Origin of the sequence: Streptococcus oralis (genome assembly GCF_023611505.1) — a bacterium.
Lineage (GTDB): Bacteria > Bacillota > Bacilli > Lactobacillales > Streptococcaceae > Streptococcus > Streptococcus oralis_CT.
The window spans coordinates 1,757,477-1,781,605 of record NZ_CP097843.1 but is presented as its reverse complement, the minus strand read 5'-3'; the positions used below and the strand labels follow the sequence as shown (position 1 = coordinate 1,781,605).

General features: G+C 41.3%; 38 protein-coding genes and 1 pseudogene. All 39 read left to right on the top strand.

The window, feature by feature from the left end; genetic code table 11:
* The first annotated feature begins 7 nt into the window (after nt 1-7).
* The 39 genes and pseudogenes from M9H69_RS09010 to M9H69_RS08820 all read left to right on the top strand — a co-directional run bounded on the left by M9H69_RS09010 (nt 8) and on the right by M9H69_RS08820 (nt 24,121).
* Nucleotides 8-952, top strand: a complete 945-nt coding sequence (locus M9H69_RS09010) for a 3-oxoacyl-[acyl-carrier-protein] synthase III C-terminal domain-containing protein (protein ID WP_049538541.1) — start codon at nt 8-10, stop codon at nt 950-952.
* Between the two features lie 123 nt (nt 953-1,075).
* A complete protein-coding gene (gene cls / locus M9H69_RS09005; RefSeq protein WP_250315436.1) occupies nt 1,076-2,608 on the top strand; it encodes a cardiolipin synthase in 1,533 nt (510 codons plus the stop codon).
* Nucleotides 2,609-2,681: 73 nt separating this feature from the next.
* The gene (locus M9H69_RS09000) at nt 2,682-2,825 is read left to right on the top strand and encodes a hypothetical protein (protein ID WP_193431989.1); all 144 of its coding nucleotides are present in this window, start codon (nt 2,682-2,684) and stop codon (nt 2,823-2,825) included.
* 35 nt (nt 2,826-2,860) lie between these two features.
* A complete protein-coding gene (locus M9H69_RS08995; RefSeq protein WP_250315435.1) occupies nt 2,861-4,378 on the top strand; it encodes a damage-inducible protein CinA in 1,518 nt (505 codons plus the stop codon).
* 128 nt (nt 4,379-4,506) lie between these two features.
* The gene (gene nrdD / locus M9H69_RS08990) at nt 4,507-6,714 is read left to right on the top strand and encodes an anaerobic ribonucleoside-triphosphate reductase (protein ID WP_250315434.1); all 2,208 of its coding nucleotides are present in this window, start codon (nt 4,507-4,509) and stop codon (nt 6,712-6,714) included.
* A gap of 11 nt (nt 6,715-6,725) precedes the next feature.
* Nucleotides 6,726-6,866: a hypothetical protein gene (locus M9H69_RS08985; RefSeq protein ID WP_000521625.1), complete on the top strand. Its 141-nt coding sequence runs from the start codon at nt 6,726-6,728 to the stop codon at nt 6,864-6,866.
* Nucleotides 6,867-6,909: 43 nt separating this feature from the next.
* The gene (locus tag M9H69_RS08980) at nt 6,910-7,410 is read left to right on the top strand and encodes a GNAT family N-acetyltransferase (protein ID WP_250315433.1); all 501 of its coding nucleotides are present in this window, start codon (nt 6,910-6,912) and stop codon (nt 7,408-7,410) included.
* A 4-nt stretch (nt 7,411-7,414) separates the two neighbouring features.
* Nucleotides 7,415-8,011, top strand: coding sequence for an anaerobic ribonucleoside-triphosphate reductase activating protein (gene nrdG / locus M9H69_RS08975; RefSeq protein WP_000220159.1), 597 nt, complete (start codon nt 7,415-7,417; stop codon nt 8,009-8,011).
* A gap of 24 nt (nt 8,012-8,035) precedes the next feature.
* Nucleotides 8,036-8,635 (top strand): annotated as a pseudogene (locus tag M9H69_RS08970) (uridine kinase family protein).
* A 265-nt stretch (nt 8,636-8,900) separates the two neighbouring features.
* Complete coding sequence (gene rpsJ / locus M9H69_RS08965) at nt 8,901-9,209, top strand: 30S ribosomal protein S10 (RefSeq protein ID WP_001284513.1); 309 nt, start codon at nt 8,901-8,903, stop codon at nt 9,207-9,209.
* A gap of 82 nt (nt 9,210-9,291) precedes the next feature.
* The gene (gene rplC, locus M9H69_RS08960) at nt 9,292-9,918 is read left to right on the top strand and encodes a 50S ribosomal protein L3 (RefSeq protein WP_000160197.1); all 627 of its coding nucleotides are present in this window, start codon (nt 9,292-9,294) and stop codon (nt 9,916-9,918) included.
* Between the two features lie 24 nt (nt 9,919-9,942).
* Complete coding sequence (gene rplD, locus M9H69_RS08955) at nt 9,943-10,566, top strand: 50S ribosomal protein L4 (protein ID WP_000024550.1); 624 nt, start codon at nt 9,943-9,945, stop codon at nt 10,564-10,566.
* Nucleotides 10,566-10,862, top strand: coding sequence for a 50S ribosomal protein L23 (locus tag M9H69_RS08950; RefSeq protein WP_001055347.1), 297 nt, complete (start codon nt 10,566-10,568; stop codon nt 10,860-10,862). The genes rplD and M9H69_RS08950 overlap by 1 nt, the downstream gene beginning before the upstream one ends.
* A gap of 17 nt (nt 10,863-10,879) precedes the next feature.
* Nucleotides 10,880-11,713 carry a 50S ribosomal protein L2 gene (rplB, locus tag M9H69_RS08945; protein WP_000512901.1) on the top strand — a complete coding sequence of 278 codons (834 nt, stop codon included), beginning with the start codon at nt 10,880-10,882 and terminating at the stop codon, nt 11,711-11,713.
* A 102-nt stretch (nt 11,714-11,815) separates the two neighbouring features.
* Complete coding sequence (gene rpsS, locus M9H69_RS08940; protein ID WP_000533766.1) at nt 11,816-12,097, top strand: 30S ribosomal protein S19; 282 nt, start codon at nt 11,816-11,818, stop codon at nt 12,095-12,097.
* Nucleotides 12,098-12,108: 11 nt separating this feature from the next.
* Nucleotides 12,109-12,453 (top strand): 50S ribosomal protein L22, encoded by a 345-nt coding sequence (gene rplV, locus M9H69_RS08935; RefSeq protein WP_000818137.1) that lies wholly within the window; start codon nt 12,109-12,111, stop codon nt 12,451-12,453.
* A 12-nt stretch (nt 12,454-12,465) separates the two neighbouring features.
* Nucleotides 12,466-13,119, top strand: a complete 654-nt coding sequence (gene rpsC, locus M9H69_RS08930) for a 30S ribosomal protein S3 (protein WP_000529936.1) — start codon at nt 12,466-12,468, stop codon at nt 13,117-13,119.
* A 3-nt stretch (nt 13,120-13,122) separates the two neighbouring features.
* Nucleotides 13,123-13,536: a 50S ribosomal protein L16 gene (gene rplP, locus M9H69_RS08925; RefSeq protein ID WP_000960947.1), complete on the top strand. Its 414-nt coding sequence runs from the start codon at nt 13,123-13,125 to the stop codon at nt 13,534-13,536.
* Between the two features lie 9 nt (nt 13,537-13,545).
* Nucleotides 13,546-13,752: a 50S ribosomal protein L29 gene (rpmC, locus tag M9H69_RS08920; protein ID WP_000772918.1), complete on the top strand. Its 207-nt coding sequence runs from the start codon at nt 13,546-13,548 to the stop codon at nt 13,750-13,752.
* 24 nt (nt 13,753-13,776) lie between these two features.
* Nucleotides 13,777-14,037 (top strand): 30S ribosomal protein S17, encoded by a 261-nt coding sequence (rpsQ, locus tag M9H69_RS08915; RefSeq protein ID WP_000440801.1) that lies wholly within the window; start codon nt 13,777-13,779, stop codon nt 14,035-14,037.
* Nucleotides 14,038-14,062: 25 nt separating this feature from the next.
* Entirely contained in the window at nt 14,063-14,431 is a 369-nt protein-coding gene (rplN, locus tag M9H69_RS08910; protein WP_000616547.1) for a 50S ribosomal protein L14, read from the top strand.
* 77 nt (nt 14,432-14,508) lie between these two features.
* The gene (gene rplX, locus M9H69_RS08905) at nt 14,509-14,814 is read left to right on the top strand and encodes a 50S ribosomal protein L24 (protein WP_000497691.1); all 306 of its coding nucleotides are present in this window, start codon (nt 14,509-14,511) and stop codon (nt 14,812-14,814) included.
* A gap of 23 nt (nt 14,815-14,837) precedes the next feature.
* On the top strand, nt 14,838-15,380 hold the full coding sequence (rplE, locus tag M9H69_RS08900) for a 50S ribosomal protein L5 (protein WP_000013542.1): 543 nt from the start codon (nt 14,838-14,840) through the stop codon (nt 15,378-15,380).
* Nucleotides 15,381-15,397: 17 nt separating this feature from the next.
* Nucleotides 15,398-15,583, top strand: coding sequence for a type Z 30S ribosomal protein S14 (locus M9H69_RS08895; RefSeq protein WP_001085697.1), 186 nt, complete (start codon nt 15,398-15,400; stop codon nt 15,581-15,583).
* 284 nt (nt 15,584-15,867) lie between these two features.
* The gene (rpsH, locus tag M9H69_RS08890; protein WP_000245504.1) at nt 15,868-16,266 is read left to right on the top strand and encodes a 30S ribosomal protein S8; all 399 of its coding nucleotides are present in this window, start codon (nt 15,868-15,870) and stop codon (nt 16,264-16,266) included.
* Between the two features lie 300 nt (nt 16,267-16,566).
* On the top strand, nt 16,567-17,103 hold the full coding sequence (rplF, locus tag M9H69_RS08885) for a 50S ribosomal protein L6 (protein WP_000086642.1): 537 nt from the start codon (nt 16,567-16,569) through the stop codon (nt 17,101-17,103).
* Nucleotides 17,104-17,186: 83 nt separating this feature from the next.
* Nucleotides 17,187-17,543: a 50S ribosomal protein L18 gene (rplR, locus tag M9H69_RS08880; RefSeq protein WP_000624044.1), complete on the top strand. Its 357-nt coding sequence runs from the start codon at nt 17,187-17,189 to the stop codon at nt 17,541-17,543.
* Nucleotides 17,544-17,560: 17 nt separating this feature from the next.
* Nucleotides 17,561-18,055 carry a 30S ribosomal protein S5 gene (rpsE, locus tag M9H69_RS08875; RefSeq protein ID WP_000874204.1) on the top strand — a complete coding sequence of 165 codons (495 nt, stop codon included), beginning with the start codon at nt 17,561-17,563 and terminating at the stop codon, nt 18,053-18,055.
* A 13-nt stretch (nt 18,056-18,068) separates the two neighbouring features.
* Entirely contained in the window at nt 18,069-18,251 is a 183-nt protein-coding gene (gene rpmD, locus M9H69_RS08870) for a 50S ribosomal protein L30 (protein ID WP_000057241.1), read from the top strand.
* A gap of 144 nt (nt 18,252-18,395) precedes the next feature.
* The gene (gene rplO / locus M9H69_RS08865; RefSeq protein WP_000766089.1) at nt 18,396-18,836 is read left to right on the top strand and encodes a 50S ribosomal protein L15; all 441 of its coding nucleotides are present in this window, start codon (nt 18,396-18,398) and stop codon (nt 18,834-18,836) included.
* Between the two features lie 12 nt (nt 18,837-18,848).
* Nucleotides 18,849-20,159 (top strand): preprotein translocase subunit SecY, encoded by a 1,311-nt coding sequence (gene secY, locus M9H69_RS08860; protein ID WP_250315432.1) that lies wholly within the window; start codon nt 18,849-18,851, stop codon nt 20,157-20,159.
* Between the two features lie 156 nt (nt 20,160-20,315).
* Nucleotides 20,316-20,954 carry an adenylate kinase gene (locus M9H69_RS08855; protein ID WP_250315431.1) on the top strand — a complete coding sequence of 213 codons (639 nt, stop codon included), beginning with the start codon at nt 20,316-20,318 and terminating at the stop codon, nt 20,952-20,954.
* Nucleotides 20,955-21,070: 116 nt separating this feature from the next.
* On the top strand, nt 21,071-21,289 hold the full coding sequence (infA, locus tag M9H69_RS08850; RefSeq protein ID WP_001029883.1) for a translation initiation factor IF-1: 219 nt from the start codon (nt 21,071-21,073) through the stop codon (nt 21,287-21,289).
* A gap of 24 nt (nt 21,290-21,313) precedes the next feature.
* The gene (gene rpmJ / locus M9H69_RS08845) at nt 21,314-21,430 is read left to right on the top strand and encodes a 50S ribosomal protein L36 (RefSeq protein ID WP_001808836.1); all 117 of its coding nucleotides are present in this window, start codon (nt 21,314-21,316) and stop codon (nt 21,428-21,430) included.
* A 17-nt stretch (nt 21,431-21,447) separates the two neighbouring features.
* A complete protein-coding gene (rpsM, locus tag M9H69_RS08840) occupies nt 21,448-21,813 on the top strand; it encodes a 30S ribosomal protein S13 (RefSeq protein WP_000090786.1) in 366 nt (121 codons plus the stop codon).
* 17 nt (nt 21,814-21,830) lie between these two features.
* Entirely contained in the window at nt 21,831-22,214 is a 384-nt protein-coding gene (rpsK, locus tag M9H69_RS08835) for a 30S ribosomal protein S11 (protein ID WP_001118385.1), read from the top strand.
* A 42-nt stretch (nt 22,215-22,256) separates the two neighbouring features.
* Nucleotides 22,257-23,192 carry a DNA-directed RNA polymerase subunit alpha gene (locus tag M9H69_RS08830; RefSeq protein WP_000568983.1) on the top strand — a complete coding sequence of 312 codons (936 nt, stop codon included), beginning with the start codon at nt 22,257-22,259 and terminating at the stop codon, nt 23,190-23,192.
* Between the two features lie 11 nt (nt 23,193-23,203).
* Nucleotides 23,204-23,590, top strand: a complete 387-nt coding sequence (rplQ, locus tag M9H69_RS08825) for a 50S ribosomal protein L17 (protein WP_000331493.1) — start codon at nt 23,204-23,206, stop codon at nt 23,588-23,590.
* Nucleotides 23,591-23,854: 264 nt separating this feature from the next.
* Nucleotides 23,855-24,121, top strand: coding sequence for an ACT domain-containing protein (locus M9H69_RS08820; protein WP_000644108.1), 267 nt, complete (start codon nt 23,855-23,857; stop codon nt 24,119-24,121).
* Nucleotides 24,122-24,129 lie beyond the last annotated feature (8 nt).

Genomic DNA, 24,129 nt, shown 5'->3' with positions numbered 1-24,129 from the left:
ATAGACAATGACAGAAGTAAAAAGACATGTAGAAATCGCTGGTTATGGTGTTTGCCTTCCCAAACATACCGTCCAATTCAAAGACCAGACTCGTTATCGTGTAGTTGAAAATGAAGAAACGCAACTCGACTTGGCAGAGGTAGCGATTCAGCGTGCGCTTGAACATGCAAATTTAGATATTAAAGATATCGATTGCCTTGTATCAGCTAGTGCAGTTGGAGTTCAGCCTATTCCTTGTACTGCTGCCTTGATTCATGAGCGCGTGGCAAAAGGACTCTCTATTCCAGCTATGGATATCAATACGACCTGTACTAGCTTTATTTCTGCCCTATCGACCATGTCCCACTTGATTGAGGCGGGCGAATACAATCGTGTTCTGATCGTGTCTAGTGAGGTTGGTAGTTTAGGGCTCAATCCCAAGCAAAAAGAAAGTTTTGAACTCTTTAGTGATGGGGCGGCAGCCTTTATTTTCCAAAAAAGCCATCAGGAAAAAGGGGTCATTGCTAGTCTCCAACGTACTTGGTCAGAAGGAGCTCACGATACGGAAATTCGTGGAGGTCTGACTTCTTTTCAACCAAAAGAGTACTCTGAAGCGACTAAGACCAACTATATGTTTGATATGAAGGGAAAGAAAATCCTCCTCTTGTCAGCTCGTAAAATCCCAGTCATGTTTGAAGAGTTTCAAGAAAAGACCCAGCTAGCCTTGGCAGACGTGGACTATATCATTCCTCACCAAGCAAGTCGTGCTCTTCCTTTGGTTATGGAAAAGCTAGGTGTGGCTGAGAATCAATACCTCAATCTCGTCACGGACTATGGAAATATGGTGTCAGTCTCTGTGCCATTTGGCTTGGCCTATTCATTGGACCATGGATTGGTTAAAGAAGGAGATACCGTCTACCTTATGGGAACTGCAGCAGGTATGACAGTCAATATGTTGGCTCTCAAACTGTAATACACATCTGAAAATGGAAGGGCAAGAGTAAAAGGTTGCTATCTACCCCTGAACTGAGGTATACTAGTAGAAAGATTAGTTTATTAAGCAGTTAAGGAGAATGTTAGAAAAGGAAGGGGATCTATGACAGCTAGAAAAATGCAGCTACTCATGTCCAAGTATGGTTTTAGTATTACTATCATGTTGGCAGAGTTGTTTATCGTCTTTGGTTTATTTCTCTATCTGGGGCGGATGGCTCCGATTCTCTGGATTATCCTTGTCATTTTAGTAAGCTTAGCGACCATTGTATCGATTGTGAATAGATCTATGAATCCTGAGAGTAAGGTAACATGGTTGTTAGTAGCCTTTGTGCCAGTTTTTGGCCCTTTGCTCTATATCATGTTTGGAGAGCGCCGTTTATCTAAAAAAGAATTGAAGCAGCTAAAGCAGCTCCAATCAATGGTTTACCGAGAGGACAATAGCAGGGCTCTCCGTTTGGAGTTAAAAGAACAAGACAAGTCGGCTTACGGGGTTATCAAATCTCTCCTCAGTATGGACACGAATGCAGATGTCTATAATCGAACGGATACCCATTTTTTCCCTTCAGGGGAAAGCATGTGGCGTCAGATGCTAGAGGATCTCAAAAAAGCCGAGAAGTTTATCTTTCTTGAATACTATATCATCGAAGAAGGTTTGATGTGGAATAGTATTTTGGAGATTTTGGAAGAAAAGGCAGCTCAAGGAGTAGAAGTGAAACTCCTTTATGACGATATTGGATGCATGGCAACCTTACCTGGGGATTATACCATCCACCTTCGTAGCCGAGGGATTGAAGCCCATAAATTTAACAAGGTGATTCCACGCTTGACCGTTGCCTATAACAACCGTGACCACCGTAAAATCATGATTATCGATGGGCAGATTGCCTATACAGGTGGTGCCAATCTAGCAGATGAGTATATCAACCATATCGAACGCTTTGGTTACTGGAAGGATAGCGGTATTCGCCTAGATGGATCGGCAGTTAAGGCTTTTACTAGACTCTTTTTATCAACTTGGTATATTAACCGTGGGGAAATTAGTGACTTTGACCAATACCATCTCGAAAATCAACCCAAAGATGGGATGGGGCTTTGTATCCCTTACAGTAGCGGTCCCAAACCCATCTACCGAGCCCAGGTTGGAAAAACGGTCTATCAAAATCTTATCAATCAAGCTACAGACTACGTCTACATCACGACTCCCTATCTGATTGCTGACTACGATCTAACTGAAAGTATTAAAAATGCAGCATTGAGAGGGGTAGATGTGCGAATTGTGACGCCGTGTATCCCAGATAAAAAGGTTATTCAGTTAGTTACTCGAGGAGCCTACCCAGACTTGCTATCTGCGGGGGTTCGTATTTATGAGTATAGCCCGGGATTCCTTCATAGCAAGCAAATGCTTGTTGATGGAGAGGCGGCTACTGTGGGAACCATCAATTTTGACTATCGGAGTTTGCTTCATCACTATGAAAATGCCGTCTTACTTTATAGAACGCAGTCCATCATTGATATTGAAAGGGACTTTGAAGAGATTTTTAAAGTTTCTCAAGAAATTTATCCCCACACCATCAAAACAAGCTGGTATCAAAGCCTGATCAAGGAAATTGTCCAGTTGTTTGCACCTATGCTCTAACTATCCATCAAGATCTAGCCCAAGGCTGGATCTTTTTTGTCTTCTTACGAATAGATAGGTAAAGGAGAAAAACATGCTTAATCTAGAAGATGACGATTTTATTAGAGAGTATAGAGACAGTCGATTCCACCGTTTTCGTGAAATCGAACGCTTTGCGCTATTGAATAAGAAATTCAGCAAATATCAATCCCAAGCTGACATTCCTGTAAGATTTTGATATACTAAAACAGATAAACTTAGAGGAGAAATTGAATGAATGTATATGGGAAAATAGATGAGAAACAAGAAGAATCTCATTACCAAGACTGGTCCGTTCCAGAAAAGCGAGAAGGAGCTCCGATTCCCTTTTTTAGTATCTTGCTTTGGAGTTTAGTGGCTACAGCTATTTCTGTGGTTATCCCCCTTATTTTTGGTTTAGTAAGCCCGCGACAAACTCAGGATCTTTATACCGGTTGGGCTTTGCATCAAAATGGTCAAATGTATACCGATTATTTTGGGACGGAGGGATTGCTCTATTACCTGCTTACCTATCTTTCACAAGGCAGTATTCTGATTGCTTTGGTTGAGTGGTTGGCCTTGTTTGGAGCAGGCGTTTTTCTTTTTAAATCTGCGGATAGTCTTACAGACCGTGTAGAAGAAGCCAAGCAGCTTGTGTTTGTGTTTAATTTGTTGGTAGCAGGTCTCGCTTTTGGTGGTGGCTATGCTCTCTTGCTAGCCTTGCCTTTCCTATTTTATTCACTTAGCATTGTTACGAACTACCTAGCTTATCCAAACGGTGACAAAGGATTTTTACGTGTTGGTATGAGCCTTGCTCTCGCTTTCTTCCTTGCGCCAACCCCAACAGCCTTATTTGCAGCTACACTAGCCTTGGGAATTATCGGCTTTAACTTAGGCAAAGGTCACTTTGTTCATGGTTTATATCAATTTTTTGCGTCAGCCTTAGGGTTCTCACTCTTATTCTATCCTTTGGGCTACTATACAGTATTAACAGGTAGTTTTGGGGATGCCATTAGCCAGACCTTGTATCCGGTAAATACTCTTAGCTTCTTTTCAAATGCGCATTTGCTTGAAAATGCAGCCTTCTACGGCTTACTTGCTATTGGGCTAGGTTCCCTTAGTTTGCTCTTTTCTGGTTTGTTCCAGTCAAAATCAGCTAAGCAATATTCCCTATCGATTGCTGCTAGTTTGGGCTTATTGCTTTCTTTGGGGCTCTTGATTTTTTCCAAAGAACCCATCAACGGTACTCATCTTGTGGTACTAATTCCTTTCTTGGTCTTGCTCCTTCTGACAGGAATCAAGGAAGATGTTTCGGATGGAGGCAGTCGTCGTAGAAGAAGACGTGAGAAACAAACTTCTTTCCTTAAAGGAAATTTCTATCTACCACTGATTGCCCTTGCCTATCTTATTGTTCTTCCTATCGTGAGTCGCTACCTTTCGCATCCAGCGACTTATCAGGAGAGAGAACGTCTTGCTAGCATGGTAAAGCAGCAAACGAGTTCTGAGGATCGTGTCTATGCTTGGGATGATCGTCCTGATTTCTACCGTGCAAGTGAACGCTTGGCGCCGACTTCTCTATCAACTCCAACACTCTATACTGCAAGCGACGAAAATAAAACCAAACTGATGAATGATCTGAAAGAGAATCAACCGAAGATGATTGTGGTCAATCAAAAAGTTGCCTTGTGGTCAGATGTAGAGAGCTGGCTCAGTGAAAACTATGAGCTTGTTCAGACAGATACTAGCGAGTTTAAGCTTTATAAATTCAAATAACAAAAATCAATATCTTGTGGAATTTTAAAAATTTTAGGATTTTTAACACAAGATATTGATTTTTATTTTTAGAGTGGTATAATACTGAATATAAACTATTTAACAATATTTTAGAAAAGAGCATGGATATGATTGTATTAGAAGAAAAGCTTGCAACCGTTCCCACCTTGTTCGTTGAAAAACGAGATGGTAGACGTGTAGTATTTGATGTAGACAAGATTGACAAGGCTCTCCACAAGGCGGCGGAAAAGGTTATGGACGTTACGCCTCTAGTAGAAAAACGCCTAAATGGTCTAGTTGAAAGAATCGTTACCGAAATTCACAGTCGTTTCCCTAAAGGTGTGAAGATTTATGAGATTCAGAATATCGTAGAACATGAACTTCTTGAAGCCAAAGAATATGCCTTGGCTGAAGAGTATATCACTTATCGGACACAGAGGGATTTTGAGCGCTCAAAAGCGACAGATATCAACTTTAGCATTCATAAACTTCTCAATAAAGATCAAGCGGTTGTCAATGAAAATGCCAATAAAGACAGCGATGTCTTTAATACTCAACGTGATTTGACAGCAGGGATTGTGGGGAAATCAATCGGATTGCAAATGCTTCCTAAGCACGTAGCCAATGCTCACCAAAAAGGGGATATACACTATCATGACTTGGACTACAGCCCCTACACTCCTATGACTAACTGCTGTTTGATTGATTTTAAAGGCATGCTGGAAAATGGCTTTAAAATTGGTAACGCAGAGGTAGAGAGTCCCAAGTCTATCCAGACTGCGACAGCTCAGATTTCGCAAATCATTGCCAACGTTGCTTCTAGCCAGTACGGGGGCTGTTCAGCTGACCGTATTGATGAAGTCTTGGCACCTTATGCAGAGAAGAATTACCAAAAGCACCTCAAAGATGCGGAAGAGTGGGTCTTGCCTGAAAAACGGGATGATTATGCTTGGAAGAAAACCCAAAAAGACATCTATGATGCCATGCAATCTCTTGAGTATGAAATCAACACCCTCTTCACTTCAAATGGACAAACACCTTTTACTTCACTAGGTTTTGGTTTAGGAACTAGTCGTTTTGAACGGGAAATTCAAAAAGCTATCTTGACCATTCGTATCAAGGGTCTTGGCTCAGAACACCGCACAGCCATCTTCCCTAAACTCATCTTTACGCTTAAAAGAGGCCTTAACTTGGAAGAAGGGACTCCAAACTATGACATCAAACAGTTGGCCCTCGAGTGTGCAACCAAACGGATGTACCCGGATGTCTTATCCTATGATAAGATTATCGAGTTGACTGGTTCTTTCAAGGTACCTATGGGTTGCCGTTCTTTCCTTCAAGGATGGAAGGATGAGAATGGCGTAGAAGTCAATTCTGGTCGGATGAATCTAGGTGTTGTGACGGTCAACCTTCCTCGTATTGCCCTCGAGTCTGAGGGCGACATGAATAAGTTCTGGGAAATCTTCAACGAGCGGATGAACATCGCAGAAGATGCTCTAGTTTACCGTGTTGAACGGACCAAGGAAGCAACACCAGCAAACGCCCCTATTCTCTATCAGTACGGGGCCTTCGGACGCCGTCTTGGAAAAGACGAGAGCGTTGATCAGCTCTTTAAGAATCGTCGTGCGACAGTTTCATTGGGCTACATCGGTTTGTACGAGGTAGCGACAGTCTTCTTTGGAAATAGCTGGGAACACAATCCAGAAGCCAAGGAATTCACACTGGATATCATTCGCGATATGAAACGTCGGGTGGAAGAGTGGTCTGACCAATATGGCTACCATTTCTCTATCTACTCGACACCGTCTGAAAGTCTAACAGATCGCTTCTGTCGCTTGGATACAGAAAAGTTCGGTTCTATTCCTGATATTACAGACAAGGAATACTACACCAACTCGTTCCACTATGATGTGCGTAAAAATCCAACGCCGTTTGAAAAATTGGACTTTGAGAAGGCTTATCCAGAAGCAGGTGCAACAGGTGGTTTCATCCACTACTGTGAGTATCCAGTTCTCCAACAAAATCCAAAAGCCTTGGAAGCTGTCTGGGACTACGCCTATGATCGTGTAGGGTATCTAGGGACCAATACTCCGATTGATCATTGTTATAAGTGTGACTTTGAAGGGGATTTTGAACCGACAGAGAGGGGCTTTGCTTGTCCAAACTGTGGCAATAGCGACCCTAAAACAGTAGACGTGGTCAAACGTACGTGTGGTTATCTGGGGAATCCTCAAGCGCGTCCGATGGTTAATGGACGCCACAAGGAAATCGCTGCGCGTGTCAAACACATGAATGGTTCAACCATTAAAACAGCCGGACATGAAGTAACAAATTAGAAGGAAATGGAATGGGGAAATACCAATTAGACGATAAGGGACGTGCACAAGTGACCCGTTATCACGAGAAACATTCGAAAGGTGGAACAGGTAAAAAAGAACGCTTGCTCAATCTTAGAGAACAGTTTTTAAACAAGAACAAGAAAAAATAAAAGTGAGAGTCCGCTCTCGCTTTTCTCTTAGCAGGAGGTAAGGATGGAACTACGCAGACCAACATTGGCAGATAAAGAAACAGTTTTAGAGATGATGGCAGAGTTTGAACAGACTCAATCAGCCCACGATGGTGGGTTTTGGAACGCCAACAATTTTGTTTATGAAGAGTGGCTAGAAGAAAATCTTCAAGCGGAAGCGGGACTCAATATTCCTGAAAACGGGGTTCCTGCTATCCAGCTGGTTAGTTTTGACGTAGCAGGCCAAGCTCTTGGCTTTCTCAACCTTCGTCTCCGATTAAATGACTACTTACTAGAAAATGGGGGCCATATTGGCTATTCCATCCGACCGTCTGAAAGAGGCAAAGGTTATGCCAAAGAAGCTCTCCGACAAGGCTTGCAAGTAGCCAAGCAAAAGAATATCAAAAAAGCGCTTGTGACCTGCAGTGTGGAAAATCCTGCTAGCAGAGCGGTGATTGTGGCAAATGGTGGGGCGTTTGAGGATGTTCGCAATGGCGTAGAACGTTACTGGATAGATTTGGAGTAGAAGGATGACATGGAATACACCAAAACCGGGTGAATGGAAAAGCGAGGAGCTTAGTAAAGGGCGAATCATTGATTACAAGGCCTTTAACTTTGTCGATGGAGAAGGTGTGCGCAACTCTCTCTATGTATCAGGCTGCATGTTTCACTGCGAGGGGTGCTATAATGTTGCGACTTGGTCTTTCAACGCAGGCATTCCCTATACAGCAGAATTAGAAGAACAGATTATGGAAGATCTCGCTCAACCCTATGTTCAAGGCTTGACTTTGCTGGGGGGAGAGCCCTTTCTTAATACGGGCATTCTCTTGCCTCTCGTAAAACGCATTCGAAAGGAATTGCCAGACAAAGACATCTGGTCATGGACGGGCTACACGTGGGAAGAAATGATGCTGGAGACTCCAGATAAACTGGAACTCTTATCGCTGATTGATATCCTTGTCGATGGACGGTATGATAAAAGCAAGCGAAATCTCATGCTCCAGTTCCGAGGTTCTTCCAATCAACGAATTATCGATGTGCAAAAATCTCTCAAAAGTGGGCAAGTGGTGATTTGGGACAAGCTTAATGACGGAAAAGAAAGCTATGAACAGGTGAAGAGAGAATGAAGAAAAAAAGAGTTAGTAGACAAACTGGTTTCAGAGATTGAAACGGGAAGGGTTAGGACGCTGGGGATTTACGGTCATGGAGCTTCAGGCAAGTCAACATTCGCTCAGGAATTATATCAGGCCCTAGATTCTACTACAGTAAATTTACTAGAAACAGATCCCTATATCACCTCAGAACGTCACCTAGTAGTACCAAAGCAAGCACCTGATCAAAAGGTGACATCTTGTCTGCCAGTGGCGCATGAACTGGCAAGTTTAGAAAGAGATATTGTAGCTTTAAAGGCAGGTATGGACATCTTGACGATTGATGAACCTTAGAAGCCAAGTGAGATCTTATCTGGAGCCAAACCGATTCTGATTGTTGAAGGGATGTCTGTGGGCTTTCTACCCAAGGAACTCTTTGACAAAACCATCTGCTTCTACGCGGACGAAGAAACAGAATTAAAGAGGCGTCTAGCTCGAGATACTATTATGAGAAATCGAGATGCTTCCTTTGTGTTAGCTAGCCATCAGATGAGACGGGAGCAGTATCTGCGTTACTATAGAGAAACCGAGTCTAAAGCAGATATCTTAGTGGATCAATCGCAAGACAAATTCAAAGTCAAAATGACTCGTATTATATAGAAGAAAAGATTGGTTTTAATAGTCGTAAATTAGTAATTGTATGAAGATGAAATAGGAAAACAGTTTCATCCCAAAAAAACGAAAAAAAGCTCACAAATCCCTTGCAATCGCAGGGGCTTTGTGTTATTCTATTATGGTGCTGTAAAATACAGACTTAGCTTTGATGCAAGAGGTTGCGACACGCTCGGTTGCATTGCCACGCAACGCGCGTCGGTTTTCTTGTGGAGCTAGCCTATTATCTTAAATAGACGAAAAGGAGAAAAAGATGGCAAACAAAAAAATCCGTATCCGTTTGAAAGCTTACGAACACCGTACGCTTGACACAGCGGCTGCAAAAATCGTAGAATCAGCTACTCGTACAGGTGCACAAGTTGCGGGTCCAATCCCACTTCCGACTGAACGTAGCCTCTACACAATCATTCGTGCGACTCACAAATACAAAGACTCTCGCGAACAATTTGAAATGCGTACACACAAACGTTTGATCGATATCGTTAATCCAACTCAAAAAACAGTTGATGCGTTGATGAAATTGGATCTTCCAAGTGGTGTAAACGTAGAAATCAAACTTTAATCCGAAGTTTGAAACCTTGAGCATGAAAAACGCTCGTTAAAAACTTTTTGAATAAAAAATATAGAAAAGGAACTATTTTCTCATGACAAAAGGAATCTTAGGGAAAAAAGTGGGAATGACTCAAATCTTCACTGAAGCTGGCGAATTGATCCCTGTAACAGTTATTGAAGCAACTCCAAACGTTGTTCTTCAAGTTAAAACTGTAGAAACAGACGGATATAACGCTATCCAAGTTGGTTTCGATGACAAACGCGAAGTATTGAGCAACAAACCTGCTAAAGGACATGTAGCGAAAGCTAACACGGCTCCTAAGCGCTTCATTCGTGAATTCAAAAACGTTGAAGGCTTGGAAGTTGGTGCTGAAATCACAGTTGAAACATTCGCAGCTGGAGACGTTGTTGACGTAACTGGTACTTCTAAAGGTAAAGGTTTCCAAGGTGTTATCAAACGCCATGGACAATCACGTGGACCAATGGCTCACGGTTCTCGTTACCACCGTCGTCCAGGTTCTATGGGACCTGTTGCACCTAACCGCGTGTTCAAAGGTAAAAACCTTGCAGGACGTATGGGTGGCGACCGCGTGACAATTCAAAACCTTGAAGTTGTACAAGTTGTTCCAGAAAAGAACGTTATCCTTATCAAAGGTAACGTACCAGGTGCTAAGAAATCTCTTATCACTATCAAGTCAGCAGTTAAAGCTGGTAAATAATAAGGAAAGGGGAATACAGTCAAAATGGCAAATGTAACATTATTCGACCAAACTGGTAAACAAGCTGGCGAAGTTGTTCTTAACGATGCAATCTTTGGTATTGAACCAAACCAATCTGTTGTGTTTGATGTGATCATCAGCCAACGTGCTAGCCTTCGTCAAGGAACTCACGCAGTTAAAAATCGCTCAGCTGTTTCAGGTGGTGGACGCAAACCATGGCGTCAAAAAGGAACTGGACGTGCTCGTCAAGGTTCTATCCGCTCTCCACAATGGCGTGGTGGTGGAACTGTCTTCGGACCAACTCCACGTAGCTATGCGTACAAACTTCCTCAAAAAGTTCGTCGCCTTGCGCTTAAATCTGTTTACTCAGAAAAAGTTGCTGAAAACAAATTTGTAGCCGTTGATTCTCTTGAATTTACAGCTCCAAAAACTGCTGAATTTGCAAAAGTTCTTGCAGCTTTGAGCATCGATTCTAAAGTCCTTGTTATTCTTGAAGAAGGAAACGAATTCGCAGCTCTTTCAGCTCGTAACCTTCCAAACGTGAAAGTTGCGACTGCTACAACTGCAAGTGTTCTTGACATCGCAAATAGTGACAAACTTCTTGTTACTCAAGCAGCTATCTCTAAAATCGAGGAGGTTCTTGCATAATGAATTTGTATGATGTTATCAAAAAACCTGTTATTACTGAAAGCTCAATGGCTCAACTTGAAGCAGGAAAGTATGTATTTGAAGTTGACACTCGTGCACACAAACTTTTGATTAAGCAAGCTGTTGAAGCTGCTTTTGAAGGTGTTAAGGTTGCAAATGTCAACACAATCAACGTAAAACCTAAAGCTAAACGTGTTGGACGTTACACTGGTTTTACTAACAAAACTAAAAAAGCTATCATCACACTTACAGCTGATTCAAAAGCAATCGAGTTGTTTGCTGCTGAAGCTGAATAATCTAAGGAGGAAATATCGTGGGAATTCGTGTTTATAAACCAACAACAAACGGTCGCCGTAATATGACTTCTTTGGATTTCGCTGAAATCACAACAAGCGCTCCTGAAAAATCATTGCTTGTTGCTTTGAAGAACAAGGCTGGTCGTAACAACAACGGTCGTATCACTGTTCGTCACCAAGGTGGTGGGCACAAACGTTTCTACCGTTTGGTTGACTTCAAACGTAACAAAGACAACGTTGAAGCAGTTGTTAAAACTATCGAGTACGATCCAAACCGTTCTGCAAACATCGCTCTTGTACACTACACAGACGGTGTGAAAGCATACATCATCGCTCCAAAAGGTCTCGAAGTTGGTCAACGTATCGTTTCAGGCCCAGAAGCAGATATCAAAGTCGGAAATGCTCTTCCACTTGCTAACATTCCAGTTGGTACTTTGATCCACAACATCGAATTGAAACCAGGTCGTGGTGGAGAATTAGTGCGTGCAGCTGGAGCTTCTGCTCAAGTATTGGGTCAAGAAGGTAAATATGTTCTTGTTCGTCTTCAATCTGGCGAAGTACGTATGATTCTTGGAACTTGTCGTGCAACAGTTGGTGTTGTCGGAAACGAACAACATGGACTTGTAAACCTTGGTAAAGCAGGACGTAGCCGTTGGAAAGGTATCCGCCCAACAGTTCGTGGTTCTGTAATGAACCCTAACGATCACCCACACGGTGGTGGTGAAGGTAAAGCACCAGTTGGTCGTAAAGCGCCATCTACTCCATGGGGCAAACCTGCTCTTGGTCTTAAAACTCGTAACAAGAAAGCGAAATCTGACAAACTTATCGTTCGTCGTCGCAACGAGAAATAATTTAAAACTAGTCGCATAAGCGCTAGATAATCCGCCAGCTCGGTAGCGCTCCATGTGAGCGCAAGCCGCTGTGGTACAACATTTAAAGGAGAAAACATAAAAATGGGACGCAGTCTTAAAAAAGGACCTTTCGTCGATGAGCATTTGATGAAAAAAGTTGAAGCTCAAGCTAACGACGAAAAGAAAAAAGTTATCAAAACTTGGTCACGTCGTTCAACGATCTTCCCAAGTTTCATTGGTTACACTATTGCAGTTTATGACGGACGTAAACACGTACCTGTTTACATCCAAGAAGACATGGTAGGTCACAAACTTGGTGAATTCGCACCGACTCGTACTTACAAAGGTCACGCTGCAGACGACAAGAAAACACGTAGAAAATAAGGAGAACATAAATGGCAGAAATTACTTCAGCTAAAGCAATGGCTCGTACAGTACGTGTTTCACCTCGTAAATCACGTCTTGTTCTTGACAATATTCGTGGTAAAAGCGTAGCCGACGCTATTGCAATCTTGACATTCACACCAAACAAAGCTGCTGAAATCATCTTGAAAGTTTTGAACTCAGCTGTAGCTAACGCTGAAAACAACTTTGGTTTGGACAAAGCTAACTTGGTAGTATCTGAAGCATTCGCAAACGAAGGACCAACTATGAAACGTTTCCGTCCACGTGCGAAAGGTTCAGCTTCACCAATCAACAAACGTACAGCTCACATCACTGTGGCTGTTGCAGAAAAATAAGGAGGTAACATCGTGGGTCAAAAAGTACATCCAATTGGTATGCGTGTCGGCATCATCCGTGATTGGGATGCCAAATGGTATGCTGAAAAAGAATACGCGGATTACCTTCATGAAGATCTTGCAATCCGTAAATTCGTTCAAAAAGAACTAGCTGACGCAGCGGTTTCAACTATCGAAATCGAACGCGCAGTAAACAAAGTTAACGTTTCACTTCACACTGCTAAACCAGGTATGGTTATCGGTAAAGGTGGTGCTAACGTTGATGCACTCCGTGCAAAACTTAACAAATTGACTGGAAAACAAGTACACATCAACATCATCGAAATCAAACAACCTGATTTGGATGCTCACCTTGTAGGTGAAGGAATTGCTCGTCAATTGGAGCAACGTGTTGCTTTCCGTCGTGCACAAAAACAAGCAATCCAACGTGCAATGCGTGCTGGAGCTAAAGGAATCAAAACTCAAGTATCAGGTCGTTTGAACGGTGCAGATATCGCCCGTGCTGAAGGATACTCTGAAGGAACTGTTCCACTTCACACACTTCGTGCAGATATCGATTACGCTTGGGAAGAAGCAGACACAACATACGGTAAACTTGGTGTTAAAGTATGGATCTACCGTGGTGAAGTTCTTCCAGCTCGTAAAAACACTAAAGGAGGTAAATAACCAATGTTAGTACCTAAACGTGTTAAACACCGTCGTGAATTCCGTGGAAAAATGCGCGGTGAAGCAAAAGGTGGAAAAGAAGTAGCATTCGGTGAATACGGTCTTCAAGCTACAACTAGCCACTGGATTACTAACCGCCAAATCGAAGCTGCTCGTATCGCCATGACTCGTTATATGAAACGTGGTGGTAAAGTTTGGATTAAAATCTTCCCACACAAATCATACACTGCTAAAGCTATCGGTGTGCGTATGGGATCTGGTAAAGGGGCACCTGAAGGTTGGGTTGCACCAGTTAAACGCGGTAAAGTGATGTTCGAAATCGCTGGTGTATCTGAAGAGATTGCACGTGAAGCGCTTCGTCTTGCTAGCCACAAATTGCCAGTTAAAACTAAATTCGTAAAACGTGAAGCAGAATAAGGAGAAGGCATGAAACTTAATGAAGTAAAAGAATTTGTTAAAGAACTTCGTGGTCTTTCTCAAGAAGAACTCGCGAAGCGCGAAAACGAATTGAAAAAAGAATTGTTTGAACTTCGTTTCCAAGCTGCTACTGGTCAATTGGAACAAACAGCTCGCTTGAAAGAAGTTAAAAAACAAATTGCTCGTATCAAAACAGTTCAATCTGAAGCGAAATAATAGACTAGGGAAGGAGAAATTTCAATGGAACGCAATAATCGTAAAGTTCTTGTTGGACGTGTTGTATCTGACAAAATGGACAAGACAATCACAGTTGTAGTTGAAACAAAACGTAACCACCCAGTCTATGGTAAACGTATTAACTACTCTAAGAAATACAAAGCACATGATGAAAACAATGTTGCCAAAGAAGGCGATATCGTACGTATCATGGAAACTCGCCCGCTTTCAGCTACAAAACGTTTCCGTCTTGTAGAAGTTGTTGAAGAAGCGGTTATCATCTAATCAAGCCTGAAAGGAGAAAACTGAAATGATTCAAACAGAAACTCGTTTGAAAGTCGCAGACAACAGCGGTGCACGTGAAATCTTGACTATCAAAGTTCTTGGTGGTTCTAAACGTAAATTTGCGAACATCGGTGATGTCATTGTGGCATCTGTAAAACAAGCTACTCCTGGTGGTGCGGTTAAAAAAGGTGACGTTGTAAAAGCTGTTATCGTTCGTACTAAATCAGGTGCTCGTCGCGCTGATGGTTCATACATCAAGTTTGACGAAAATGCAGCTGTTATCATCCGTGATGACAAAACTCCTCGCGGAACACGTATCTTTGGCCCGGTTGCACGTGAATTACGTGAAGGTGGCTTCATGAAGATCGTGTCGCTTGCTCCAGAAGTACTTTAATTTTTAGAAACAAACTAGTCCCCTAGCTTCAAGCTAGGGTGCCCTTGTGGGCGTAAGAAAAATCAAGGAGAAACCTAATGTTTGTAAAAAAAGGCGACAAAGTTCGCGTAATCGCTGGTAAAGATAAGGGAACAGAAGCTGTTGTCCTTACTGCCCTTCCAAAAGTAAACAAAGTTATCGTTGAAGGTGTTAACATCGTTAAGAAACACCAACGTCCAACTAACGAGCTTCCTCAAGGTGGTATCATCGAGAAAGAAGCAGCTATCCACGTATCAAACGTTCAAGTATTGGACAAAAATGGTGTAGCTGGTCGTGTTGGTTACAAATTTGTAGACGGTAAAAAAGTTCGCTACAACAAAAAATCAGGCGAAGTGCTTGATTAATCACGAAGGAAAGGAGAAGTATAATGGCAAATCGTTTAAAAGAAAAATATCTTAATGAAGTAGTTCCTGCTTTGACAGAACAATTCAACTACTCATCAGTGATGGCTGTGCCTAAAGTAGATAAGATCGTTTTGAACATGGGTGTTGGTGAAGCTGTATCAAACGCTAAAAGCCTTGAAAAAGCTGCTGAAGAATTGGCACTTATCTCAGGTCAAAAACCACTTATCACTAAAGCTAAAAAATCAATCGCCGGCTTCCGTCTTCGTGAAGGTGTAGCGATCGGTGCAAAAGTTACCCTTCGTGGGGAACGTATGTACGAATTCTTGGATAAATTGGTTTCAGTTTCACTTCCACGTGTGCGTGACTTCCACGGTGTTCCAACAAAATCATTTGATGGACGCGGAAACTACACTCTTGGTGTGAAAGAACAATTGATCTTCCCAGAAATCAACTTTGATGACGTTGACAAAACTCGTGGTCTTGACATCGTTATCGTAACAACTGCTAACACTGACGAAGAGTCACGTGCATTGCTTACAGGCCTTGGAATGCCTTTTGCAAAATAATATAGGAGGTAAATCTAATGGCTAAAAAATCAATGATTGCTAAGAACAAACGTCCAGCGAAGTTCTCTACTCAAGCTTATACTCGTTGTGAAAAATGTGGTCGTCCACATTCAGTTTACCGCAAATTTAAACTTTGCCGTGTTTGCTTCCGTGAATTAGCTTATAAAGGACAAATTCCTGGTGTAACAAAAGCATCTTGGTAATTTAAGATATCAAGGGCGTCAAAACTCCAGGTGAAAATAGGAAACTTGACGAAGAAACTGAAGTTTCTAGGAAAGTTTATCTTTTTCACGCAGAGTTTAGCCCGGGTTCAGTTGGGCTTACCAATTTGAACACGAGCTACAGCTTTGGCAAAAAAGACCAATTTGCTTTGGAGCATCGCTCCTGCATCAAATTGCCTATTTTTGCTCTTGCTGTTACGCTCTTTGTATCATGTGTTAACTAGCAAGTGCAACTTGCAAACTACTAGTAAGAGGAGAAAAACTAAATGGTTATGACTGACCCAATCGCAGACTTCCTAACTCGTATTCGTAACGCTAACCAAGCGAAACACGAAGTACTTGAAGTACCTGCATCAAACATCAAAAAAGGGATTGCTGAAATCCTTAAACGCGAAGGTTTTGTAAAAAACGTTGAAATCATCGAAGATGACAAACAAGGCATCATCCGTGTATTCCTTAAATACGGACCAAACGGTGAAAAAGTTATCACTAACTTGAAACGCGTTTCTAAACCAGGACTTCGTGTCTACAAAAAACGTGAAGATCTTCCAAAAGTACTTAACGGACTTGGAATTGCTATCCTTTCAACTTCTGAAGGTTTGCTTACTGATAAAGAAGCGCGCCAAAAGAATGTTGGTGGGGAAGTTATCGCTTACGTTTGGTAATTGATGATGTGAGAGCGTTAAAAGAATGCTGTGAAAATAGAAAGTTTGTAGCAGGAGCGATGCTCTAAGACAAACTTATCTTTTTCACCAAATTCTCAGCTCGAACTCAAATCAGATACAAAGCTCGTAAAGAACAAAGCAAAATTAGGAAGTCGGAGAAGTTTGTTTACAAACAAGCCAACATATTTATTTTGCACAGTTCTTAGAGCGAGTTCAATTTAGCTATTGAACTCAATGAGTATCTTTAACCCCGTGAAAACTGGCCATTTAGGCCTGACAATTTAACAGGAGAAAATAAACATGTCACGTATTGGTAATAAAGTTATCGTGTTGCCTGCTGGTGTTGAAGTCACTAACAATGACAACGTAGTAACTGTAAAAGGACCTAAAGGAGAACTTACTCGTAAGTTCTCAAAAGATATTGAAATTCGCGTGGAAGGTACTGAAGTAACTCTTCACCGTCCAAACGATTCAAAAGAAATGAAAACTATCCACGGAACTACTCGTGCCCTTTTGAACAACATGGTAATTGGTGTATCAGAAGGATTCAAGAAAGAACTTGAAATGCGTGGGGTTGGTTACCGTGCACAACTTCAAGGATCAAAACTTGTTTTGGCTGTTGGTAAATCTCATCCAGATGAAGTTGAAGCTCCAGAAGGGATTACTTTTGAACTTCCAAACCCAACAACAATCGTTGTTAGCGGAATTTCAAAAGAAGTGGTTGGTCAAACAGCTGCTTACGTACGTAGCCTTCGTTCACCAGAACCTTACAAAGGTAAAGGTATTCGTTACGTTGGAGAGTACGTTCGTCTTAAAGAAGGTAAAACAGGTAAATAATGTTGAGTGGTTGATTTTCAACCACCAACCTATTTTCCAACTTTGTGCATAGCACGCGATTTAAAACTAAAGAGGTGAAAACTGTGATTTCTAAACCAGATAAAAACAAACTCCGTCAAAAACGCCACCGTCGCGTTCGCGGAAAACTCTCTGGAACTGCTGATCGCCCACGTTTGAACGTATTCCGTTCTAATACAGGCATCTACGCTCAAGTGATTGATGACGTAGCGGGTGTAACGCTCGCAAGTGCTTCAACTCTTGACAAAGAAGTTTCAAAAGGAACTAAAACTGAACAAGCCGTTGCTGTCGGTAAACTCGTTGCAGAACGTGCAAACGCTAAAGGTATTTCAGAAGTGGTGTTCGACCGCGGTGGATATCTATATCACGGACGTGTGAAAGCTTTGGCTGATGCAGCTCGTGAAAACGGATTGAAATTCTAATAGGAGGACACTAGAAAATGGCATTTAAAGACAATGCAGTTGAATTAGAAGAACGCGTAGTTGCTGTCAACCGTGTTACAAAAGTTGTTAAAGGAGGACGTCGTCTTCGTTTCGCAGCTCTTGTTGTTGTCGGTGACCACAACGGTCGTGTAGGATTTGGTACTGGTAAGGCTCAAGAAGTTCCAGAAGCAATCCGCAAAGCAGTAGAAGATGCTAAGAAAAACTTGATTGAAGTTCCTATGGTTGGAACAACAATCCCACACGAAGTTCTTTCAGAATTCGGTGGAGCTAAAGTATTGTTGAAACCTGCTGTAGAAGGTTCTGGAGTTGCCGCTGGTGGTGCGGTTCGTGCCGTTGTGGAATTGGCAGGTGTGGCAGATATTACATCTAAATCACTTGGTTCTAACACTCCAATCAACATTGTTCGCGCAACTGTTGAAGGTTTGAAACAATTGAAACGCGCTGAAGAAGTTGCTGCCCTTCGTGGTATTTCAGTTTCTGATTTGGCATAAGAAAGGGGATAAAATGGCTCAAATTAAAATTACTTTGACTAAGTCTCCAATCGGACGCATTCCATCACAACGTAAAACTGTTGTAGCACTTGGACTTGGCAAATTGAACAGCTCTGTTATTAAAGAAGATAATGCTGCTATCCGTGGTATGATCACTGCAGTATCTCACTTGGTAACAGTTGAAGAAGTAAACTAATGATTTTTAGGGGATGTGGCAATACTCATCCCCTAAAACTAGATATAGTCATCTAAGATGACGAATGTATAGGCGAGTTGATAAGGGAGACAACCTTTTCTCTCTTATCGGCGCTAGCATTTTACAAAAGAGGAGAAAACAATAATGAAACTTCATGAATTGAAACCTGCAGAAGGTTCTCGTAAAGTACGTAACCGTGTTGGTCGTGGTACTTCATCAGGTAACGGTAAAACATCTGGTCGCGGTCAAAAAGGTCAAAAAGCTCGTAGCGGTGGCGGAGTTCGCCTTGGTTTTGAAGGTGGACAAACTCCATTGTTCCGTCGTCTTCCAAAACGTGGATTCACCAACATCAACGCTAAAGAATACGCAATTGTAAACCTTGACCAATTGAACGTCTTTGAAGATGGTGCTGAAGTGACTCCAGTTGTGCTTATCGAAGCAGGAATTGTGAAAGCTGAAAAATCAGGTGTTAAAATTCTTGGTAACGGTGAATTGACTAAGAAATTGACTGTTAAAGCAGCTAAATTCTCTAAATCAGCTGAGGAAGCTATCACTGCTAAAGGTGGTTCTGTAGAAGTCATCTAAGAGAGGTGACCCATGTTTTTTAAATTATTAAAAGAAGCTCTCAAGGTTAAACAAGTTCGCTCAAAAATTCTCTTTACAATTTTTATCATTCTTGTTTTCCGTATTGGGACAAGTATTACTGTTCCAGGGGTGAATGCAAAAAGTTTAGAAGCTCTCAGTGGTTTATCTTTCTTAAACATGCTTAGTCTAGTTTCAGGGAATGCCATGAAGAACTTCTCTGTTTTTGCACTCGGAGTAAGTCCGTATATCACTGCTTCTATCGTTGTTCAATTGCTACAAATGGATATTTTACCGAAGTTTGTAGAATGGGGCAAACAAGGGGAAGTGGGACGGAGAAAACTAAATCAGGCTACTCGTTACATTGCACTTGTGCTTGCATTTGTTCAATCTATTGGGATTACAGCAGGGTTTAATACTCTATCTGGAGCGAAATTATTAACGACAGATTTAACTCCGCAAGTCTTTGTTACTATTGGTATCATCCTAACAGCAGGTAGTATGATTGTAACTTGGCTTGGGGAACAAATTACAGATAAAGGATATGGAAACGGTGTTTCTATGATCATCTTTGCAGGTATTGTCGCTTCAATTCCTGAGATGATTAAGGGTATCTATGTTGACTACTTTGTCAATATTCCAAGTAGCCGATTGACTTCATCTATTATCTTTGTTGTTATTTTGATTATCGCTGTCTTGTTGATTGTTTACTTTACAACATATGTTCAACAGGCAGAATATAAAATCCCAATCCAATATACAAAGGTTGCTCAAGGAGCTCCATCAAGCTCATACCTTCCTTTGAAGGTAAATCCAGCGGGGGTTATCCCAGTTATCTTTGCAAGTTCCATTACAGCAGCACCTGCAGCTATCCTTCAATTTTTGAGTGCTACAGGTCATGATTGGGCTTGGGTACGTACAGCACAGGAAATGTTATCTACAACATCTCCGACAGGTGTTGCTATGTATGCCTTGTTGATCATTCTCTTTACATTCTTCTATACATTTGTACAGATCAATCCAGAGAAAGCAGCAGAAAACTTGCAAAAGAGTGGAGCTTACATTCATGGAGTCCGTCCTGGTAAAGGGACAGAAGAATATATGTCGAAACTTCTTCGTCGCCTTGCGACGGTCGGATCAATCTTCCTTGGTGTCATTTCTATCTTACCTATCGTAGCTAAAGATGTATTTGGCCTTTCAGAAGTTGTTGCTTTTGGGGGAACAAGTCTACTAATCATTATCTCGACAGGTATTGAAGGAATTAAACAATTGGAAGGGTATCTATTGAAACGTAAGTATGTTGGTTTCTTAGACACAACAGAATAGTTGTAATAGGAAATAAAATTGACTATTGCTCAGAGAGTGGAGTGTAAAAATCGAAGACTTTGTCAGATTTTTATCTCCTCTCTTCTATTTTGTTTTTAAATAGGGGTTGAAATAGATTTCTGCTTCTATTTAAATATAAAATAAGGAGATCCTATCATGAATCTTTTGATTATGGGCTTACCTGGAGCAGGTAAGGGAACGCAAGCAGCTAAAATTGTGGAGAAATTCCATGTTGCACATATCTCAACAGGCGATATGTTCCGTGCTGCAATGGCTAATCAAACTGAAATGGGTGTACTTGCAAAGTCATACATTGACAAAGGTGAGTTGGTCCCAGACGAAGTTACAAATGGTATTGTTAAAGAACGCCTTTCACAGGACGATATCAAAGAAACAGGTTTCTTGTTAGATGGTTATCCACGTACGATTGAACAAGCTCATGCCTTGGATGAAACATTGGCTGAACTTGGTATTGAACTTGAAGGAGTAATCAACATCGAAGTGAATCCAGACTGTCTCTTGGAACGCTTGAGTGGCCGTATCATTCACCGCAAAACAGGTGAAACTTTCCACAAAGTTTTCAATCCACCAGTTGACTACAAAGAAGAGGATTACTACCAACGTGAAGATGATAAACCTGAGACAGTTAAACATCGTTTGGATGTGAATATTGCACAAGGTGAACCAATCATTGCTCACTATCGTGCTAAAGGTTTAGTTCATGATATCGAAGGAAATCAAGATATCAATGATGTGTTCAAAGACATCGAAAAAGTATTGACAAATTTGAAATAAAGCGTTTTTCATACTTGCAAAAAATCGCGACAAATGTTATACTGAGATAGTCTGACTTATAATTGTTGCCTCTGTGTCTTGAGGCATCGAATCGAAATTTATGGAGGTGCTTTTGCGTGGCAAAAGACGATGTGATTGAAGTTGAAGGCAAAGTAGTCGATACAATGCCGAACGCAATGTTTACGGTTGAACTTGAAAATGGACATCAGATTTTAGCAACAGTTTCTGGTAAAATTCGTAAAAACTATATTCGTATTTTAGCGGGAGATCGTGTTACTGTCGAGATGAGTCCATATGACTTGACACGTGGACGTATCACTTACCGCTTTAAATAATCGAAAAACTTGGAGGGATAAGAAATGAAAGTAAGACCATCGGTCAAACCAATTTGCGAATACTGTAAAGTAATTCGTCGTAATGGTCGTGTTATGGTAATTTGCCCAGCAAATCCAAAACACAAACAACGTCAAGGATAAGATAGAAAGGAGAAAACATGGCTCGTATTGCTGGAGTTGACATTCCAAATGACAAACGCGTAGTAATCTCATTGACTTACGTTTATGGTATCGGACTTTCAACATCTAAGAAAATTTTGGCTGCTGCTGGAATCTCAGAAGATGTTCGTGTACGTGACCTTACATCAGATCAAGAAGATGCTATCCGTCGTGAAGTGGATGCAATCAAAGTTGAAGGTGACCTTCGTCGTGAAGTAAACTTGAACATTAAACGTTTGATGGAAATCGGTTCATACCGTGGTATTCGTCACCGTCGTGGACTTCCTGTCCGTGGACAAAACACTAAAAACAATGCTCGCACTCGTAAAGGTAAAGCTGTTGCGATTGCTGGTAAGAAAAAATAATATAGGAGGTAAAAGTCTTGGCTAAACCAACACGTAAACGTCGTGTGAAAAAGAATATCGAATCTGGTATTGCTCATATTCACGCTACATTTAATAACACTATTGTTATGATTACTGATGTGCATGGTAATGCAATTGCTTGGTCATCAGCTGGTGCTCTTGGTTTCAAAGGTTCTCGTAAATCTACACCATTCGCTGCTCAAATGGCTTCTGAAGCTGCTGCTAAATCTGCACAAGAACACGGTCTTAAATCAGTTGAAGTTACTGTAAAAGGTCCAGGTTCTGGTCGTGAGTCAGCTATTCGTGCGCTTGCTGCCGCTGGTCTTGAAGTAACAGCAATTCGTGATGTGACTCCAGTGCCACACAATGGTGCTCGTCCTCCAAAACGTCGCCGTGTATAATCATCGCATTACACTGCTTTTCGTTTAAGAGGGAGTAACTAAATGATTGAGTTTGAAAAACCAAATATAACAAAAATTGATGAAAATAAAGATTATGGCAAGTTTGTAATCGAACCACTTGAACGTGGCTACGGTACAACTCTTGGTAACTCTCTTCGTCGTGTACTACTAGCTTCTCTACCAGGAGCAGCTGTGACATCTATCAACATTGATGGTGTGTTACATGAGTTTGACACAGTTCCAGGTGTTCGTGAAGACGTGATGCAAATCATTCTGAACATTAAAGGAATTGCAGTGAAATCATACGTTGAAGACGAAAAAATCATTGAGCTTGACGTTGAAGGTCCTGCTGAAATTACAGCTGGAGATATTTTGACTGACAGTGATATTGAGATTGTAAATCCAGATCATTATCTCTTTACAATCGGTGAAGGTTCTTCTCTAAAGGCGACAATGACTGTTAACAGTGGTCGTGGATATGTACCTGCTGATGAAAACAAAAAAGATAATGCGCCAGTTGGAACACTTGCTGTAGATTCTATTTATACACCAGTTACAAAAGTCAACTATCAAGTTGAACCTGCTCGTGTAGGTAGTAACGATGGTTTTGACAAATTAACCCTTGAAATCTTGACAAATGGAACAATTATTCCAGAAGATGCTTTAGGGCTTTCAGCACGTATCTTGACAGAACATCTTGATTTGTTTACAAATCTTACAGAGATTGCTAAATCTGCAGAAGTGATGAAAGAAGCTGATACTGAATCGGACGACCGTATTTTGGACCGTACGATTGAGGAACTGGACTTGTCTGTGCGTTCATATAACTGTTTGAAACGTGCCGGTATCAATACGGTGCATGATTTGACAGAAAAATCTGAAGCAGAGATGATGAAAGTACGAAATCTTGGACGTAAGAGTTTGGAAGAAGTGAAACTCAAACTCATTGACTTGGGTCTTGGATTAAAAGATAAATAAAGGAGGAATACATGGCTTACCGTAAACTAGGACGCACTAGCTCACAACGTAAAGCAATGCTTCGCGATTTGACAACTGACCTTTTGATCAACGAATCAATCGTGACAACTGAAGCTCGTGCTAAAGAAATCCGTAAAACTGTTGAAAAAATGATTACTCTAGGTAAACGTGGTGATTTGCATGCACGTCGTCAAGCAGCTGCTTTCGTACGTAATGAAATCGCATCTGAAAACTATGATGAAGCAACTGATAAGTACACTTCTACTACAGCACTTCAAAAATTGTTCTCAGAAATCGCACCTCGTTATGCTGAACGTAACGGTGGATACACTCGTATCCTTAAAACTGAACCACGCCGTGGGGATGCTGCGCCAATGGCGATCATCGAATTAGTATAAAATCATCAATTTTGTTGAGTGTTATGATGATGGAGCCTTGTGCTCTTAGTCTAGCTCTGGTCTACCGCTGGGACTTCGGTCCTAGCGGGAACACTCATCATCATTTGATAGGGTAGACGCTTGTTTACGAAATTGTTTTTTTGTTTAAGAACAATTTCGTAAGCAGGCGTTTTTTAGTATTTTTTACGGAAATATGCTATACTAGGAAAAAAGAAAATCAAAAACGTTCAGGTTTTCTAAAAATCGTAGAAATGGGGTATAAGAATGAAGGCTATTATTACAGTGGTTGGTAAGGACAAGGCTGGGATCGTTGCAGGCGTGTCTACTAAGATTGCAGAGTTGGGTTTGAATATTGACGATATTTCTCAGACGGTGTTGGATGAATACTTTACCATGATGGCGGTCGTTTCTAGTGACGAAAAACAGGATTTTACCTCTCTCAGAAATGAGTTTGAAACTTTCGGTCAGACCTTGAATGTTAAAATCAATATTCAAAGTGCAGCGATTTTTGACGCCATGTATAATATCTAGGAGGGCAT